This is a genomic window from Shewanella sp. 0m-8 (assembly GCF_052977265.1).
The window spans coordinates 1-16,628 of sequence record NZ_JBRIMB010000015.1; the positions used below are offsets into that span (position 1 = coordinate 1).

The following is a 16,628-nucleotide window of genomic DNA, read 5'->3' on the forward strand; positions in this document are numbered from 1 at the left end:
AGAGTTCAGAGCGAGTGACAAAATTGTGTTCTAGGGATTGGGCAAGTGTGACCAGTTAATTTTCCAGTTTGGTATAAGGAGTGTTTTAGCCTGCCTATACTTTTGCGTTGAAGCACTTCACAAGGGAGCAATTATTCCATTGTTAATTAATCTTAAATTGGTTTGCTAAATACCTTAAGTAGATCAATTTCTTATACTGGTCGATAGATACCGCTAAATAATCGCTGCGACTGTTATTTAGGTCATTATTTTTTAACAGCTTAAGGTTGAATCTAATCTTGTATACATAGCACTACTGCCACCTATAGATTGTGGTTTAAGCGAATAGTTTTGCATCATCAAAGTACATATAGTTAAAAAATGGAGGGTAAATACTGCTTAAAATAATCTAGTGGGAATAGAACTTCTATAAAGGTTTTGGTTGCGGCTTGTTGGTTGGCGTAGCCCGTTACATTGGTAACGGGCAGAATTAGGCTTAAACGGGAGAGTTAAAAGAAGAAGAAGTAGGCGATAAGAAAAAATGACAGTAAAGCACCAATTATTACTGGGTAGATCTGATATCCATCTTCTGCTCTACGTGCACGCCTAAAGCATAGGTTAACCAGTAATAAGTTAAACATGGCTACGATGACTGAAGTTGTTGCACCATGCTGGAATGACATCTGTTTAATCTCTACAATCAAATAGATTAAGATAATCCAATCGAACAAGATTAAATATAGGAAAAGCTTTTGTAAGGCATCGGGTCCTTTGCGCTCGTATGAAGCAGGCATTGTGATCTCCTTATTCGTCACTGAATACCTAATTTATTTAAACCACTACTTACGTGGTGACCGACTTAAACTATAGATTTTATTGATAATATAAAGTATTTGTTCTTCTTCCTGTAGCGCCCATTTAGCGCCAATAAAATTAAGCTTATGACTAATATTTTCTACATGCATCACTTGAATTGGAAAGTCTTCGCCATCAATGGATATGTAGATAGTTTGTTTGGCCTTTAAGTTACTGCGACTAATCAGCCCTGCGCCTCCTAAGCCAATATTTTTTATGTTAGCGATACCAAGCTTCTTACTTAGCAAGTAACCTTTTTTTAATAGAGAAACCGTAACGCCGTCACTGGCGAAAAGTATATCTTGTTGGTCATTATCTCTTAGGCTCATTCTTACGTATTGTCGGCTTTCTTTTCCTGGTTTCTGTATCTTTACTTCTTTATCCGCAGGAATAAATTCACCGACTGTAACTATTGGCTCGTCCATAGCTGCGGGTATCTCGTCCGTGGTTGATTGGCTTCGGCAATGTTTTTGGCTTGCTGGACGTTATCATCCGGGGTTGCTGGCTGTATTGGCTGTCCCATCATTTGTCGTAGTTGATTTTCAGCATCAGAGGTCATGACTAACACTTCAATACGCCTATTTGCAGCAGCTGCAGTATCATCAATGATGTACGGGGCCTGGTCTGCCATGCCTGTTACCTGAATGATTTGATTACGCTTAAGGCCGCCATATTCAAGTACCCGCCTCGCTAAAAGAGCGCGATTACTGGATAGTTCCCAGTTGGTGAATGTCTTACCGGCATAAGGGCTTGAATCAGTATGGCCTGAAATGGTGATCTTATTTTCTACCTGACTAAGTAGTGGGCCAAGGGCCATTAGCAGATCTTCAAAGTAAGTTTTCATCTCCGCACTACCACGGGTGAACATAAACTGATTTATATTATCGTGCATTAAGATGCGCACCCCCTGCGGGACGACTTGCAGCTCAACATTGGCGCCCATGCTCACATCTGTGATTACCTTGTCGATTTCTTTTGCTAAGAATTCAAGCTGTGCTTGAGTTTCAAACTTACCAGGAACCAAGGAGTTTAGCTCTGGCCCTTTTCCAGCTTTAGCATTTTCAGTACCTTGTGGAATACGGTTATGCATAGCTGGGCCACTGCGTTCAACGCCACTAGAGCTTGCAGGTAATACGGCTTGTTGTATAGCTATACTCCCTTGAAAGTCGAGCATCGAAGGTGCACCACTTAAGTTGAAAGGGTTAATTGAGCCATTATCGTAAAGATCACCATTAAGGTATTGCACTATCATAGTACGTTCTTGCTGATCGGCTATCTGCATGATCCATAAAACCATGAATAGCGCCATCATGGCTAAGGTAAAGTCAGCAAATGCCACTTTCCAAGCGCCACCATGACCGGCTTTAGCCTTGGAGCGCTTTTTGCGTCTAATGACGATAGGCTCAGGTCTAATTGCCATTAGCTTTTTTGCTCCACCAACCAACGTTCAAGTTCGATAAAGGTTGGACGGTTTTCACTTTGGATCTGTTTACGTCCAGCATCGATAGCAAGCATTGGTGGTTTGCCTTTAGCGAAGGCGGTTAGCATCGCTGCTACGCATCGCATCTGGGCCGATTGACGTTCGACTAAATGCTCCATTGCCTTGGCAAGGGGGTCAAATATGCAATAACAAGCGAAGATCCCGATAAAGGTTCCAACCAGCGCGGCGGCAACTTTTACACCAATCATCGTGATTGGGCCATCGATATTCGACATGGTGATGATAATCCCCATTACCGCGGCAAGAATACCGAAGCCTGGCATGGCTTCTGCGACTTTACCGAGTGCATGGGAAGGACGCATTCTATCTTCATCTATGCGGTGGATCTCTTCTTCGAGCATATGTTCTAGATCATGAGGAGATAGCTTACCTATTGATTGTAATCTCAGGTTATCAATGAGGAAGTTAAGCACGTTAGGGTGTTCAAGTACCGCTGGATACATTAAGAACAGTGAGCTCTCTCTTGGTTTTTCGACATGGTCATCCAGTACTCGCAGCCCTTGAGACTGGATCTGTGACATTAACATGTTCATTAAACCAAATAGTTGCGGGTAAAGGTCAGGGTCTTCTTGTTCGACCTTTACTAGATCTTTGAGCTGCTGAGACATCTCTTTCAGAACCGGCTTAGGGTTAGCGATAATAAGCGCACCGATACCTGCACCAAAGATAATCAGGATTTCGGCTGGTTGCCAAAGGGAAATTAATGCTCCCCCTGCCCACACATATCCACCAAAAACTGACAAGAGAATTATTACTAGCCCAAACAGTTTACTCATACTACCTCACCTGCTTACCGTTCCCATTGTTTGTAGATGTTCTGAAGCTGTTTGACTGCTTGTTTGTGCAGCTGGCAAATACGCGTTTCAGTCAGTCCCAAGGTTGCGGCAATTTCTTTTAAATTGAGTTCATGTTGATAGTAAAGCGACAGGATCAGCTGTTCTCTTTTGTTTAATTTTGAAATAGCTTGGAATAAACACTCTTTTGCTGAAAATTGCTCCAATATGTCATTGTTATCGACAAAGTTTCCGCCTTCGCTTATGAGTTCATCTAGGCTGCGCATCGATTCTGACTGGGAGGCAAATAAGCGCTCTCGGTATTCTGTTTCACTCAATCCCATGGCTTCAGCGACCTCTTTGTCACTTGGCTCTCTTTCCAATAAGCGGGTGAGCTGACGCACGGTGTCGTTAAGTTCGTGAGCTTGCTGTCTTACAGGCCGCGGTCGCCAATCTTGGCGGCGTAGCTCATCTAAAATCGCGCCGCGGATCCGCTGGCCCGCAAAAGAAAGGAAGCCATTATCATATTCTCCAGGGTAACGCCTAGCTGCCTCTAGTAATGCCATCATGCCTATCTGCTCCATATCTTCAATGGCCAGAACAGAGCCACAATGGCTTCTTAGTTGCGATACGGAGCGCTTTACTAAAGGTAGATATTGCACCATCACCTTACTCTCGGATAGACGGTTGACAGCGATATCTTCAGACACTTCTTGATAGGCAGATTGTGCAGCATTCATAGCATAGGCCTTTATTGAATAACCATGCGAGTAAACAGTACGTCATCAAGTTCGATGGCGAAGTTATTTTCTTCCAGTACTGCAGATAACACGTTATGAGCTTCTTGTTGTAGGGGCTCAAATTGTTTTGCACTATTAAGTTCATTGAAATGTTTGTTTGAGAACATCTTCATTAATGAATTTTTGATAACTGGGTCGGCTTGCTCAATGATGCTTGCGACATTATTTGAGCGGCTTTTAAATGCCATTTCTAGTAATAAATAGTGAGGGTATTCATCTCCTGGAATAGAGATGACAAACTTATCTAATGGATAGAATTGTGCCGATTTAACTTCTGGTTCTTTTTCTACAAAGGGGCCGCCAATGAGTGTCGGTGATTGCCAACCAGCCCAAAAAATACCCGCCGTCCATGCAATGATAAAAAGAAAAAGACTGATCCGTTTGCTGCTGTTTTTAGTTAAAGGCATAAGTTGTTCCTTAGTTATGCGAGTAGATCAACCTGATCTTGTTGAGATGTATCAGCGGTTGAATGTTGGGCCTCATGAAAACTTTCAGCCGCTATCGCCGATTGAGATGAGCCCGGTGGTTGCTTCTGTTGCGACTCACCTTGGCTAATATCAACATCAATTTGTCCACCATGATCCATGGCTAATTCAGCCCGAAGTCGATCGAGTCCCATTAATAGGGCATCTCTTACTGAGGGGTTAGCTGCATGCATTTGAATATGTAGCCGATCACCATCTAGGCGCACATTAAGTTCAATCTTGCCGAGCTCTGGCGGGTCGAGCCTAATTTCAGCTTGTTTGATCTGTTGATCGATTTGGAACCTTAGTTGTTCTCTAAGTGGCGAAAGCATTTCGTGGCTCTGCTGCAGTAAGGGCGCAGACTGCGATACCGAAACGGGCCCCCACTGTGCAACAGTGTTGTGAGTACGAGAGCTGACAGTAGCTTGAGCAGAATCGATAGCGTCGATGCCTGCGCTTTCTATCAAGCTCGGAGCAAATGTGCTCGACACCTGCTGGGTGGCAGCTTGAAAGCCTGAATAGTGAGTAGCGCTATCAGGTTTGAGCATACCAGTCGCTAACGACAAATGAGTATTGGCAGGCTGAGTCCCGTTTATACCCGCAACAAGCTCTTTCATTGCTGTGGACTGAACTGAATGTAATGGAGCTGATTGAACCGCCGTTGTGACCTGTGATGTAGGGTTGGCGATAGCCTGGCTAACATTATGCGTGGCTAATGGATTAGCATTTAATGTTTGTTGGTTAAGCGGAAATGTCGCGCTGTAATGGCCTTTATGTTCTATCGACGGATTGCTAGCCGCTTGTGTGAATGAGTCGATTGATAGCTGCGTGTTGCTATAGGCCGTTTGCTGCTGTAGTTGGCCCAATGGCTGGCTCAGATCGCTTACTGTGCCAGCAGAAATTGCTGGCACAGTACCAGAAAGTGATTGCTGCAACGGCTGAATTAGCGAAAACAGTAAAGGCTCTGATCCGCTAGGTAGCTCGGCCTCCTCAGAGTAATGGCTAGCGCCGTGGGCCCTTATTGCACTTGACTGTGTAGAGTTTGTCGATGCGCTGACAAATGTGCTTGGAAGTACAGGGCTAGTCATTGTTTACTCCACCACTGACGCAGGTCAGTTGGTAGGCGGCTAGGCCATCTTGTTGCTGTTTAAATTGACTCATCTCTTGTTTCAGTTCGTCTTGAGCTTGCGCGAGTTGTTTAAGTATTTTTTGATGGGTGTTAGCCAAGGATTGACGCGCAAGTAGTTGCGATCGACTACTTGGTTTGCCAGCCATTTTTAGTGCAGCAGTCATCTTGTTATTCACTATGACCAGTTTTTCCCAGTTTTGAGTGCTCGCATAGAATTGCAGCGCTTTTTCAAACTGTTGCCACTGCTCAATTGAGATTGTCCCAACCTGCTCTGACATCGGTAATTACCTTGGTAATGGGTTCTAGGGCGGTAACGCTGTTTTCAACACTTGCGATTACCAGCTGGCGACTGCAATAGTCATAAAGACGGTTTAGCCCTGTGGCCACTTCGCCGCCATTTTCGATATCGAGCATGGAATCGAGTCCATGCACAATATTGAGGCACTTGTTGATACTCTGACCTTTATCTTCAAAGCTCCTGCGCTGCATAAAGCCGCTAGCACGCTGGATCTCTTCTAATAGACCGTCGAGAAGCATTCGTACCATCTCGTGAGGGTTCGCAGCTGCGGCTCTAGCATTCAAAGAGGTTTGCTTATAAGCATTAAAGGGATCGTGCTCGTTCAACATTTTTTAGTATTTCCTTAATAAAACAGTGCGCTAGCTGAGTTGAGTTGGCTAATAGTGGCTTCCATTGCGGTAAATTGAGCCAGATAAATTTGATACCTTTGTTCCATCTGTCTGTCGTGAGTATCCATACTGGTTTCGACTCTCTCGATCTGTTTCTCAAGGTTGTCTTGCTTGAGATCCATCGAGCCTTGGAACTTGGTGAAGGGGTCGATGATGGTATCGAGCCTGTCTATATAGCTGCCAGAATCGGTAAACATGGCTTGTATCGCGTCAGGATCATCTTTTAGTGCTTTAGATAACTTATCTTTGTCAATGTCGAGTTTGCCGTCACGGCCCATTTCTACACCGATGTCAGATAGACGCATACCGTTTGGCGCAGCATCAAAAATGGCATCACGCATATTCTGTTGCAGCATTCGAATACTCGAATCACCCTTGAGTACGCCTAGCTGATCTTCGGTAATTGAAGAGTTGAAGTCATCATCTTCGTCTTTATCTTCATCTTCATCACTGTCGCTGTTATCGTCATTCTCATTATTAAGATCATCTAAGGCTTCACTGCCCATGGAGCGAGTTAACTTATTTATTTCGTCCATCAAGTCATTGAAAATATCAACAAAATCTTCAATTGCTTGTTCGCTGGAGTCAGTATCAGATTTGATCTTAATGCTACTGCTTTCACCTACTGCGTGGACTTTATTAAGTTCAATAGAGACACCATCAATAACGTTAGTTAAATTGTTACTGCTGCTCTGAATATCTATGCCGTTAAGGGTCGCCAGCGCATCTTGCGCCGCTTTTCGTTCGGTCATGCCCCAGTCTGCACCGTCCATCTTGACGTCAATGGCGTTTGCTTCACCCGTCTCTTTTGAGGTCAGCATCAATTCGACTTGGCCACCCGTTCTGACCAAAGATGCTTGCACTCCCGGGTTAGCTGAATGGTTATTGATGGCATCCCGTAGGTCGGTAACAGTCTTTGTGCCATCGGCATTGAGCACTGCCATGTCGATCTCTATGGTGTCAGCTGCGCTAGGACCAACTTGAATGCTTAGCATGCCCGTTGTCGGTAGGACTTCAGTTTCGCTGGCAAAGCTCTTGGTTAATTGGTGTGCCTGGGCTAGTTGCTTAACATGCAGATCATAGTTACCGGTAGGTGCGCCACTTTCGACCGTGATTGAGGCATTATCATCACTAATGGTTGAGGTTTTGCTCTCGAAAGCGTCACCATCAATTGTCTCTAGTTTGCTGGTCATGCTATTTAGACTACGCTCGAGGATCTTATAGGCATCGAGTTGCGACTCATATTTGGTCATATTGCTTTCAAATATCTGATCTTTACCCATGCGTTCTGCGACGATAAGCTGTTCGGCGAATGAGGCGCCACCCATACCTGAAATCATTTGATCCTCCAATCTTGCTGTAATGCAAATGGCAATCTTTGTGCCAATAGTTAAGTATATGTTTTACATGTTCTTTAAATCTTTAGCTGCATGTGGCGGATTAACTTTCCTTCCGTTACTAACGCTTAAAGGGAAGTACTGCTTCCGCTTGCGACTATTGCACTATGTTCACTACAACCATGTAATAAGTAAGGCGACCTCAAGCTAGGGGCACTGAAGTTTTGCGGGGAATTTGTTGCCAAAAAAAAGGGCCAGAAGGCCCTTGATAGAAAGTTGGGAGAATGGGGGGAAGATTAGCCCAATAGACCCATAACCAAACCAGTGTTTTGGTTTGAAGAAGACAGGATGTTAGTACCGGCTTGAACGAGTAGCTGGTTTTTGGTCATCGCTGCCGTTTCTACCGCAAAATCGGTGTCCATGATACGACCAGCAGCCGCTTTAGTATTTTCGGTAACGTTAGTTAGGTTAGATGCTGTGTGACCTAGGCGGTTAATGCTAGCACCTAGGTTAGAACGCTCAGCAGCAACGGCATCGATCATAGCTGTAGCGTTGTCGATTTCAGTTACAGCAGATGCTTGGTCTGTAATTGTACCTTTGAAGGTAGCATTAGCCACAACAGTAGATGTTACCGTTAGTGTCTCGCCACCTGATGCGCCAATCTGGAAATCTACGCCGGTATCTAGAGTAGCGAACAGTGCGTTGCCGCTATATTCAGTATCTGAAATGATGCGCTGTGCTTCTTCGTTTAGTGCAGCATATTCAGTACCGATAGCAGTAATATCTTCTGCAGAGTTCACGCCGTTAGCCGCTTGTGTTGCTAGTTCTTTTTGACGGTTAGCAATAGTCATTAACTCGTCTAATGCGCCATCGGCAGTCTGTAGCATAGAAGTTGCGTCAGATACGTTACGGTTTGCCGCTTCCATACCGGTTACGTTAGCGTTTAAGCGAGATGCGATCTGTAGACCCGCAGCATCGTCAGCCGCACTGTTGATGCGAAGACCTGTAGATAGACGCTCCATAGCGTTGCTAAGTAGGTCGTTATTTTTAGTGACAGCATTTTGAGCGATGTTAGACGCGTTGTTAGTCATTACAGATAACATAGGATATTCCTTTGAGTTTTACTGATTGTTTGGTTTCTATAATCTTAAAACGACGCGCTAAATGAAAACTGAAAGCAATTGGTGATTTAATTTGTTGCTTTAAGTGTATCCGTATGAATATTAAGGATTAAATATTTTTAATTATAATTGGTGAATGACAAAAAAGACTTTAGTTAATCGGTGTTTTGGTCGCTCTTAATAAGCATATCTAGGCTTGGCCAAAACTTGATAATAAAGAGAGCAATAATGAAGCATTCACTCATTAGACCCAGTTTCGTCACTAACTTCAGCTGTATTGGCGGCGAGTGTGAAGACAGTTGCTGTTATGGCTGGAATATCCATATTGATAAGCAGAGCTATAAAAAAACCTTGGCACATAGCGAGCTTAAGGTTTTGGCTAAAACGGCACTGAAAAAGGTCAAAAAGAGTGATCAGGTGTGGGCTCAAGCGGTATTGAATGAAGAGGGGGCATGTGGCTTTTTAGATGACAATAAACTCTGCCAAATTCATGCTAAGGCCGGGGAGGCATTGCTGAGTAATACTTGCAAGACCTATCCAAGAATGTCGCATATGAGGGGTGGGGATCGCTATGACAGCCTATCATTATCTTGCCCTGAGGCAGCGAGAAATATTTTGCTTCGACCCGATGCATTTAGTTTGCAGCGAACAGCAATTAATCATCATCGTGGCTACAAGGCGACACCACTTTGGGCCCAAAAAGCTTATGATTATTCAATTCAATTACTCTTAAAGCCTGAACAACCGCTGGAACTCGGTCTTACCGCTATCGGTATTTTGATGAATACTGCAGATAAAGCGGCTAAAGGGGAAGTTGAAAGTAGTGCTCTCGATAGTATGTTTCAGCAGCTTGTTATTTTAAGTGATAACGGTCAGCTTAAGCAGCATTTCGAGGGCTTTAATCAAGATACAGATACACACCAAATGCATGCATTTACCTCCATTCAATTGTGGTTGAATACCAATAAAGTGAGGCGAGGTCGGAGTCGGTTTGAGCTAATAAACCAAGCTATTTGCTCAATGGCAGATGAGCGTAAAAACATTAGTATGAGCAGTATTAATCAAGCTTGGAAAGAGATAGCTGAACCTACAATAGGTGACCAACAAGAGTTATTTAGTCGTTATCTGCTTTATTACTTTTACCATATGAATTTCCCCCAGGTTGATAAGCTGACACCATCGCAAGCCTTTAGGGTGATGTTGTTAGATTTCTTTATGTTGCGTTGTTATTTAGCCGTGATTGCGGCTAAAAACAATGGCTTGTCTGAGCACGACATCATCATGTGTTTTCAGGTTTACCACACCAATAGGCAGCATAAAGCCAACTATAGTCAGTATGCTATTAATCTTTTAGATGAAGCTAAATTTGATGATTTAGCTTCAATACTGACCTTGTTATCGTAATCTTTTCCGCTCATGGTTTTTTCGATGATAGTTTAGTTTGTGAGGCCATGGTTTTGGCTTCACCTCACTCAACTAAGATAATAATGCGGATACCTGAGGACGGGTAAAGTTTGCCTGTGCCATCAGTGAAGTCACTTGTAGGCTAAAAGGCGAGGACTGCATTAGCTCGGATACTTGAGTCAAAGTGGCTTCAAGTTCAAGTCCAGCATCTTTGTGAAGGTTTACTTTTTGTAGTTGCAACTTGAGGTGTTGCTGACTGGCATTGAGCTCTTGTAATTGGGACTCAACTTTATGGCGTAATTTTGCTATTTTGGCCAGAGATTGCTTGATTTCAGTTTGGCTGTTGAAGCGCCACTCTCTAGGATCTTGCCAATTAAGCTCCTCACTGACCTTGATGGTTCTAGCGTCACCGGCGGGTAAACGCTGCCCTTGCCCGGTCATCATTAATCCTGACTGAACCTGCTGCCATTGCTGCTTACTGCTCTTGAAGATAAGCTTACCGTCGTTATTCCTCACCGCCTGCATGTCTATCGGTTTTAAGGCGTTATTGAGTTGGTTAATCAGCTCCATAGGTTGAGCATTTGCGGGTAATAGAACTCTTATCGACTCATTGCCAATTTGCATATTAAGCTGCTCATCTCGGAGTTTTACAGCAGCTAAATCTACCGATTTCAAGCTAAAGCAGTATTGACTTGCTGGTCTTTGGGGCGAGATAAGATTGAGCTGATGATCGATCAGAGGCTTACCTTGATAGCTTACCTCTAATTGGGCTAACTTTTGTTGTAGCTGCTGAATACGACTAAATTGCTCAGTCCCTGTATTCGTCGACAAGGATTGCTGACCATGGCCTTGCAACTGCTTAAGTAGGCTTTGTACTTGCTGCAGCCCCTTTTCTGCGACTTGTGAAGCACTGATCTTATGTTGACCCTGTGTCACTTTCGCCCACTTACTATAGCTCTCTAATCTGTGGGTAGGAATGCTAGCAACGTTTGCTTTGGTTTGCTCTTTAACTGGTAGCTGCACGCTAGCAGTGGGCGCAACCGTCTGGCTGCGCTGCTGTACATTAAGTGCGTCTGAAATCCCGTTGAGCATTGACTTCTCTTAAGCTGGTTAAAATTATATATGGTTAAAAAGTGACAGTTGCGATACCTGTACAAAGGTTTGCTGCGTCACTTTTAGGGTTGTCAGCTTTAAGTTGAACTCCGCTGTGGCTTGAGCATAATCTAAGCCTTCAGTTTCACCTATCACTTCTTTATTAAATAGTACCCGTTCTTCGTGCGAAGCTTGCACTAAGCTCAAGGTATTCTGCTTGCCACCAATATCGGTGATCGCCGAGCTGATGCTGGTCAGAGTGTCATCTAAGCTAGTTTGCATGTCGGTGGCTGCTTGACTAAATACAGGATCGCCAGGGGAAAGCGTCGGGTCTTCGAGTGCTGCGATAAAGTCTTTAGTTTGATTCAGAATATCGGTGCTACCGTTAGAAAAAATAAAATCTGCAGCGGTGCTGTTCGCTGTCATCCAAGACGAACCAGAGGTTTGTACTTCTCGAGTATTGGTATCTCCCTGATAAACATAGTTACCACTGGCGTCTTTACCGATTGGAGGCGTATCAGTTTTGTTGCCTGAAAAAAGGTAGTTACCCGCTTCGTCTTTAGCGTTAAGGGTGTCGGCAAAGGCTTCCAGTAGCTCGTTCATCTCGGCGGCATAAGCCGCTCTATCTTCAGGAGACAAACTGCCATTATTGGCTGATACAGTGATTTCACGCATACGCCCTTGCAGCTCGACCATGCTCGACATATAGGTTTCAGAGCGACTAAAGCTGGTACTTAACGACTCGGTATTTTTAATGTACTGATTAGTCGCAGCCATATCTCGCTCGTTGCCCATCACCCTTACTGAGCCAATAGGGTCATCAGATGGGCGTAGAATTGATTTGGCAGTGGACATCATCTCGTTGATTCTGGCGATATCGGCAGTGGAGTTCTGCAGACTCTGTAAATTACTGCTATAGAGATTAAGCATACTTACGCGCATGAAGAGCTCCTTAAATACTGTTCAAAATGGTTTGAAATAGCTGATCGGCAGTCGAGATAACTTTGGCATTGGCTTGGTAAGACTGCTGATAGATGATGAGGTTAACGCCCTCTTCATCCATATTAACGCCACTGGTGCTGGCCCATTGTTTTTGGGCTTCAAGTTGGAGGGTTTCAGCCGTGTCTTTAGACATCTTAGCTTGGCGAGAGGCTGAACCTAGCTCTCCAATCTTACTGGCGAACGCATCGCCCATGGTGGTATCGACACCCATGGAGCTAAAGGTAAAACTCTTGTTAGCGATTTCGACCAGTTCCTTAAGGTTGCTGTTATCCCCAGGTGTCCCGTCTTTACCAAAAGCCAGCATGTCAGCGTTAAACCCCGCAGTCATCTTTAGACTACCTGCTGGGTTTGTTGGGTCGTAAGTGAACAAGTTTTGGGTTGGTGTATTACCATTTAAATCGGTACCGCCAGCAAGCACGGCATTAAATTCATCAGCCATGGCCATGGCCAGCTCATCGATGAAAGCCATCGAGTCGACCATGCTATTATCACGATAGTCGATCAGTGCGCCCAAGCTACCACCGGCGGTTTCATCAAGTGGAAAGCTCGATTGTCCGAACTGAATGCTTAGCTGACTAAACTTGGGATTAGCCGGATCGGGAGTAACCTGGACCTTTGAGGCAATAGTGCCAGATAACAGAGGCTGACCTTGGGCTAGCGAGATGTTGATCATGCCACTAGAGTCTTCAACCACATTGATATCTACAATCGCTGACAGATCATCGATAGCGGCATCTCGCGCATCGAGTAACTCTAAAGGCACGTTGCCAGAAGCGTTTGATGATTGTATTTCAGCGTTAAAGCTCGCGATAGTTTTTAGTTGAGCGTTGATCTCTTTAGCTGAGGCGCCAATCTGGCCTTCAACTTGACTTACTTGAGAGTTCAAGCCTTCACTAATGGAGTTGAAACGTTGAGTCAGCGCTTTAGCTTCGTTGAGTACACCTTGGCGATGAGCTATCTCGCTAGGCTGTTCCATCGCCGAGTTTAGTGAGGCAAATAATAGGTCTAGACCGGCTGAAATACTGTTACCTTCTGAGCCAAAAATCTGCTCTACTTGGCCTAAATAGCTCGATTGAGTCTGAGCAAAGCCTAGGTTGCTGGTGGTGTTCCATAACTGCGCGACTTCATATTGATCCGATATCCGGCGCACACCGTCGACCATCACGCCTGAACCACTGCCGTAGACACCATTACCAACAGAGCTAAGCATCACTTGCTGACGAGAATATCCTGGCACCATGGCATTGGTGACGTTATTGGAAGTGGCTGTTAGGGCTGCCATGCTGGCATTAAGCCCCGACATACCAATGTTGAGCATGCTCATCTTGAATCCTTATCTCTATCGTTTTAAATGATGGCTAATCAGCAGCGTCATTTACTCTTGCGGTTTAGTCATAAATGGCAATATTAAAGCGGGTTGCATCGCAACTGTATTGGGAGTGCCATTCGATTGATTATTAGAGGCGACCATCTCAGGCTCAGACTTAAGTCCCGCTGACAATTGTTTAGTCATCACCTCCGCAAGCCCGGTGTTTTGCATCTGACTTAAGCGTCCAGCGAGCTCGGCATCATGCCAGTCACGGTACATACCATCATTTTGTGAAGAGAGCGGGCTGTCTTTATCGGCCATTACATCGGAGGCGCTACGCATCTGTTTTAAGACGGTTTGCAAAAACTGGGCTTCAAACTGTTGGCTAACAAGTTTAAGGGCACCGTGTTCACCGTTTGCTTTAATTAGTTCACCCGCATCGAGTTGATTGAGGTAACTATGGTTATTGTCGAGTTTCATTAAATCACCACTAATTCGGCTTCAAGCGCGCCCGCTTCGTTTAGCGCTTGTAATATTGCCATTAGATCCATCGGGGAGGCCCCTAAACTATTTACTGCGCGAACAATATCATTGAGGGCGGTACCTTCAGGCCAGACGAACATATGGCTATTGCCTTCATCAATATTGACTTTGCTGTCGTTTGTTACAACCGTTTCACCCTGTGCTTGGCCTAGGTAGGCCCCATTAGGTTGGCTAACAAACTCTTGTTCAACAATGGTCACTGTGAGGTTGCCATGACTGACAGCAGCTTTACGTACCACCACATCGCCGCCCATAACCACGGTGCCGGTACGGCTGTTAAATACCACTCGTGGGGATTTACGACCTTGCTCAATTTGCAGCTCTTCCAACATAGACATAAAGGTGACGCGTTGGCGGTTCGAGCTAGGCGCTCGTACGATTACCTTTGCGCTGCTATCGGCTTCAGCGACATCGGGGCCGAATAGCTCGTTGACTGCACGCTCAATATTGCGGGCAGTTTTAAAACTAGGGTCGATTAAGTTAAGGACAATGTGCTCGTTTTCATTAAAGCTACTGTGCATTGCAGCTTCTAACAGAGCACCGTTAGGTATGTTCCCGACCGTCGGTACATTAATAGTGATTGAGCTGCCGTTGCGTCCTTGTGCCGAAACACCACCGACAACTAAGTTGCCTTGAGCGACGGCATAAACTTCGCCATCGACGGCGCGCATTGGCGTCATCAATAGCGTACCGCCACGTAGGCTTTTAGCATCACCGAGTGATGACACGGTAATATCTAATGTTTGTCCAGGGCTTGCTAGTGGCGGTACGGTGGCGTGAACCGCAACCGCGGCGACGTTTTTCAGTTTCGGGTCGGTCTTGTCATCAATCTGCACCCCAAATTGTTTAAGCATGTTAACGATAGACTGACTGGTAAAGCGGACTTGAGTACGGTCACCTGTACCGTCTAGACCCACGACTAGACCATAACCAACGAGTTGGTTGTCACGGATCCCTTGCACATCGACAATATCCATCAGATAGCGGTGCTGAACCTGTGCCATAACTGGAAGTAAAGGTGATAAGCCGAGCAACATACTGAGCATAAAGATGGCTATTTTTTTCATTCACACAATCCTGACTTTTGAATATTCAAACAAACGATTACAAGGGAAACCAAGGGCTATTGAAGTAGCGAGCGGCCCAGCCCATGCGATTACTATCTGAGATAGCGCCTTGGCCACCATAAATGATTCGTGCATCGGCGATACGTTGTGATGAAATGGTGTTGTCGTTGCCAATATCGTCGGCGCGGATTAGCCCGAGTAAACGCAGGTACTCATCGCCTTGGTTTAAACGCAACCACTTCTCGCCGCGGATCAGCAAAGCGCCATTAGGTAGTACCTTAGCGACGGTCACCGTGATAGATCCTGATAACTGGTTCTGTTGAGTGCTTGAACCTGTACCGTTAAAAGAGCGCCCCATATTGGCTTCACCGCTGCCAGCAATACTGCTTGTGCCCGTAGTGCCTTGGCCGTCAATTGATACACCGCCTGATTTACTGGTTTTAGTGTCGGCGCGTTTACTCGAATAGGTTTTTTCATCCAGCGCCACGGTGAGAATGTCACCCTCACGATAGGCGCGCTTATCTTTAAATAGCGTCAACATAAAGCCTGGACGATAAACACTGCCGTTCTCAGCTGGTGGTAGGCTGTAATCAATTTCTGGCGGCGCCCACTCTGGGTTTCCTGGTGCGGTATCTGGTTCGGGGATGTGCGCGACACAGCCTGATAGCAGTAATGTTAAGCCTACGCAAAAGCTTAGCCATAGTGATTGCATGCTGGAGCCCTTTTCGAGTGTTGTTGGTTGATAAGCCATGGTTGAGCCAGTCAATAAAGCGCTGGTTACAGCGCTTGGTTGAGGAACTTAAGCATGTCGTCTGAGGCCGACACGACTTTGGCGTTCATTTCGTAGGCGCGCTGAGTTGAGATCATTTCGACCATTTCCTCTACGACGTTTACGTTAGCGCCTTCTAGTGCTCCTTGGCGTATTTGGCCTAGAGCTTGGTCACCTGCAATACCTTCAACCGCTGCGCCAGATGCGCCAGTTTCACGATACAGGTTATTACCACGGGCTTCGAGTCCGGCTGGATTGGTAAAATTAACCAAGGTGATCTGGCCTAATTCTTGTGAGTCGGTTTGGCCTGCCATCTGGGCAGAGACGATGCCGTCACTGGCGATAGTGACATTGAGTGCGTCTTCTGGGATCTCAATATTGGGTGCTAGCGGTAAACCTTGAGAGGTCACCATAAGACCTTCGCTGTTGCGATAGAACTGGCCGTCACGGGAGTAGCTTAACTCACCATTGGCTTCTTCAATTTGAAAAAATCCTTGGCCTTCAATCGCCAAATCGAGTTGTTGATTAGTGGTGAGCATGTCACCCGAGGTAAAGACTTTTTGGGTACCCGCAACACGAGTACCTGTACCGAGTTGCAAGCCTGATGGTAGCTCGTTTTGCTCATCGACTTGACCGCCAGGCTGGCGCTGTACTTGATAGAACAGGTCGTTAAAAGCAACGCGGTCGCGCTTAAAGCCTGTGGTATTAACGTTTGCCAAGTTGTTGGCAATGGTGGTCATCTTGGTATCTTGGGCGGTTAAACCGGTTTTACTGACCCATAAAGCTGATTGCATCT

The 16,628-nt window shown here is 45.4% G+C and carries 19 protein-coding genes; 1 reads left to right on the forward strand and 18 read right to left on the reverse strand.

Annotation, left to right across the window (positions count from 1 at the left end; genetic code table 11):
• Positions 1–488: 488 nt before the first annotated feature.
• From ACVBIO_RS09550 to ACVBIO_RS09600, 11 genes are all read right to left on the reverse strand, one after another.
• Positions 489–773, reverse strand: coding sequence for a hypothetical protein (locus ACVBIO_RS09550; RefSeq protein WP_447160984.1), 285 nt, complete (start codon positions 771–773; stop codon positions 489–491).
• 45 nt (positions 774–818) lie between these two features.
• On the reverse strand, positions 819–1,259 hold the full coding sequence (locus ACVBIO_RS09555; RefSeq protein WP_447160985.1) for a hypothetical protein: 441 nt from the start codon (positions 1,257–1,259) through the stop codon (positions 819–821).
• Positions 1,244–2,254 (reverse strand): flagellar motor protein MotB, encoded by a 1,011-nt coding sequence (locus ACVBIO_RS09560; protein ID WP_447164204.1) that lies wholly within the window; start codon positions 2,252–2,254, stop codon positions 1,244–1,246. The genes ACVBIO_RS09555 and ACVBIO_RS09560 overlap by 16 nt, the downstream gene beginning before the upstream one ends.
• Positions 2,254–3,111 (reverse strand): flagellar motor stator protein MotA, encoded by an 858-nt coding sequence (gene motA / locus ACVBIO_RS09565; protein WP_447160987.1) that lies wholly within the window; start codon positions 3,109–3,111, stop codon positions 2,254–2,256. The genes ACVBIO_RS09560 and motA overlap by 1 nt, the downstream gene beginning before the upstream one ends.
• A gap of 14 nt (positions 3,112–3,125) precedes the next feature.
• Complete coding sequence (locus ACVBIO_RS09570) at positions 3,126–3,848, reverse strand: RNA polymerase sigma factor FliA (protein WP_447160988.1); 723 nt, start codon at positions 3,846–3,848, stop codon at positions 3,126–3,128.
• 11 nt (positions 3,849–3,859) lie between these two features.
• Positions 3,860–4,315, reverse strand: coding sequence for a flagellar basal body-associated FliL family protein (locus ACVBIO_RS09575; RefSeq protein ID WP_447160989.1), 456 nt, complete (start codon positions 4,313–4,315; stop codon positions 3,860–3,862).
• 14 nt (positions 4,316–4,329) lie between these two features.
• Positions 4,330–5,460, reverse strand: coding sequence for a flagellar hook-length control protein FliK (locus ACVBIO_RS09580; RefSeq protein ID WP_447172476.1), 1,131 nt, complete (start codon positions 5,458–5,460; stop codon positions 4,330–4,332).
• Positions 5,453–5,779 (reverse strand): hypothetical protein, encoded by a 327-nt coding sequence (locus ACVBIO_RS09585; protein WP_447169594.1) that lies wholly within the window; start codon positions 5,777–5,779, stop codon positions 5,453–5,455. Before ACVBIO_RS09585 ends, ACVBIO_RS09580 begins: the two co-directional genes overlap by 8 nt.
• Positions 5,748–6,128, reverse strand: a complete 381-nt coding sequence (gene fliS, locus ACVBIO_RS09590; protein WP_447160992.1) for a flagellar export chaperone FliS — start codon at positions 6,126–6,128, stop codon at positions 5,748–5,750. The genes ACVBIO_RS09585 and fliS overlap by 32 nt, the downstream gene beginning before the upstream one ends.
• Positions 6,129–6,142: 14 nt before the next feature.
• Entirely contained in the window at positions 6,143–7,528 is a 1,386-nt protein-coding gene (gene fliD / locus ACVBIO_RS09595; protein ID WP_447169593.1) for a flagellar filament capping protein FliD, read from the reverse strand.
• 293 nt (positions 7,529–7,821) lie between these two features.
• Positions 7,822–8,628 carry a flagellin N-terminal helical domain-containing protein gene (locus tag ACVBIO_RS09600; RefSeq protein ID WP_447172477.1) on the reverse strand — a complete coding sequence of 269 codons (807 nt, stop codon included), beginning with the start codon at positions 8,626–8,628 and terminating at the stop codon, positions 7,822–7,824.
• Positions 8,629–8,874: 246 nt separating this feature from the next.
• Between ACVBIO_RS09600 and fliB the strand changes: the two genes are divergently transcribed.
• Positions 8,875–10,050 (forward strand): flagellin lysine-N-methylase, encoded by a 1,176-nt coding sequence (fliB, locus tag ACVBIO_RS09605; RefSeq protein WP_447172478.1) that lies wholly within the window; start codon positions 8,875–8,877, stop codon positions 10,048–10,050.
• 72 nt (positions 10,051–10,122) lie between these two features.
• Here fliB and ACVBIO_RS09610 read toward each other — a convergent pair whose 3' ends face one another.
• From ACVBIO_RS09610 to flgG, 7 genes are all read right to left on the reverse strand, one after another.
• Positions 10,123–11,142 (reverse strand): hypothetical protein, encoded by a 1,020-nt coding sequence (locus ACVBIO_RS09610; protein WP_447172479.1) that lies wholly within the window; start codon positions 11,140–11,142, stop codon positions 10,123–10,125.
• Positions 11,143–11,166: 24 nt separating this feature from the next.
• The gene (gene flgL, locus ACVBIO_RS09615) at positions 11,167–12,084 is read right to left on the reverse strand and encodes a flagellar hook-associated protein FlgL (protein ID WP_447160997.1); all 918 of its coding nucleotides are present in this window, start codon (positions 12,082–12,084) and stop codon (positions 11,167–11,169) included.
• 10 nt (positions 12,085–12,094) lie between these two features.
• On the reverse strand, positions 12,095–13,468 hold the full coding sequence (flgK, locus tag ACVBIO_RS09620; RefSeq protein WP_447160998.1) for a flagellar hook-associated protein FlgK: 1,374 nt from the start codon (positions 13,466–13,468) through the stop codon (positions 12,095–12,097).
• A 51-nt stretch (positions 13,469–13,519) separates the two neighbouring features.
• Entirely contained in the window at positions 13,520–13,933 is a 414-nt protein-coding gene (locus tag ACVBIO_RS09625; protein ID WP_447164201.1) for a rod-binding protein, read from the reverse strand.
• The gene (locus ACVBIO_RS09630) at positions 13,933–15,063 is read right to left on the reverse strand and encodes a flagellar basal body P-ring protein FlgI (protein WP_447172480.1); all 1,131 of its coding nucleotides are present in this window, start codon (positions 15,061–15,063) and stop codon (positions 13,933–13,935) included. Before ACVBIO_RS09630 ends, ACVBIO_RS09625 begins: the two co-directional genes overlap by 1 nt.
• A gap of 37 nt (positions 15,064–15,100) precedes the next feature.
• Positions 15,101–15,775, reverse strand: coding sequence for a flagellar basal body L-ring protein FlgH (gene flgH / locus ACVBIO_RS09635; RefSeq protein ID WP_447164200.1), 675 nt, complete (start codon positions 15,773–15,775; stop codon positions 15,101–15,103).
• A gap of 65 nt (positions 15,776–15,840) precedes the next feature.
• Complete coding sequence (gene flgG / locus ACVBIO_RS09640; RefSeq protein ID WP_447161002.1) at positions 15,841–16,626, reverse strand: flagellar basal-body rod protein FlgG; 786 nt, start codon at positions 16,624–16,626, stop codon at positions 15,841–15,843.
• Positions 16,627–16,628 lie beyond the last annotated feature (2 nt).

Coding starts and splice junctions, on each gene's coding strand:
- ACVBIO_RS09625 (WP_447164201.1), bottom strand. CDS start 13,933: ATGAAACTCGACAATAACCATAGTTACCTCAATCAACTCGATGCGGGT.
- fliS (WP_447160992.1), bottom strand. CDS start 6,128: ATGTTGAACGAGCACGATCCCTTTAATGCTTATAAGCAAACCTCTTTG.
- ACVBIO_RS09580 (WP_447172476.1), bottom strand. CDS start 5,460: ATGACTAGCCCTGTACTTCCAAGCACATTTGTCAGCGCATCGACAAAC.
- ACVBIO_RS09560 (WP_447164204.1), bottom strand. CDS start 2,254: ATGGCAATTAGACCTGAGCCTATCGTCATTAGACGCAAAAAGCGCTCC.
- flgK (WP_447160998.1), bottom strand. CDS start 13,468: ATGAGCATGCTCAACATTGGTATGTCGGGGCTTAATGCCAGCATGGCA.
- ACVBIO_RS09550 (WP_447160984.1), bottom strand. CDS start 773: ATGCCTGCTTCATACGAGCGCAAAGGACCCGATGCCTTACAAAAGCTT.
- ACVBIO_RS09600 (WP_447172477.1), bottom strand. CDS start 8,628: ATGTTATCTGTAATGACTAACAACGCGTCTAACATCGCTCAAAATGCT.
- ACVBIO_RS09555 (WP_447160985.1), bottom strand. CDS start 1,259: ATGGACGAGCCAATAGTTACAGTCGGTGAATTTATTCCTGCGGATAAA.
- ACVBIO_RS09585 (WP_447169594.1), bottom strand. CDS start 5,779: ATGTCAGAGCAGGTTGGGACAATCTCAATTGAGCAGTGGCAACAGTTT.
- ACVBIO_RS09575 (WP_447160989.1), bottom strand. CDS start 4,315: ATGCCTTTAACTAAAAACAGCAGCAAACGGATCAGTCTTTTTCTTTTT.
- fliD (WP_447169593.1), bottom strand. CDS start 7,528: ATGATTTCAGGTATGGGTGGCGCCTCATTCGCCGAACAGCTTATCGTC.
- flgH (WP_447164200.1), bottom strand. CDS start 15,775: ATGCAATCACTATGGCTAAGCTTTTGCGTAGGCTTAACATTACTGCTA.
- motA (WP_447160987.1), bottom strand. CDS start 3,111: ATGAGTAAACTGTTTGGGCTAGTAATAATTCTCTTGTCAGTTTTTGGT.
- flgL (WP_447160997.1), bottom strand. CDS start 12,084: ATGCGCGTAAGTATGCTTAATCTCTATAGCAGTAATTTACAGAGTCTG.
- fliB (WP_447172478.1), top strand. CDS start 8,875: ATGAAGCATTCACTCATTAGACCCAGTTTCGTCACTAACTTCAGCTGT.
- ACVBIO_RS09630 (WP_447172480.1), bottom strand. CDS start 15,063: ATGAAAAAAATAGCCATCTTTATGCTCAGTATGTTGCTCGGCTTATCA.
- ACVBIO_RS09570 (WP_447160988.1), bottom strand. CDS start 3,848: ATGAATGCTGCACAATCTGCCTATCAAGAAGTGTCTGAAGATATCGCT.
- ACVBIO_RS09610 (WP_447172479.1), bottom strand. CDS start 11,142: ATGCTCAACGGGATTTCAGACGCACTTAATGTACAGCAGCGCAGCCAG.
- flgG (WP_447161002.1), bottom strand. CDS start 16,626: ATGCAATCAGCTTTATGGGTCAGTAAAACCGGTTTAACCGCCCAAGAT.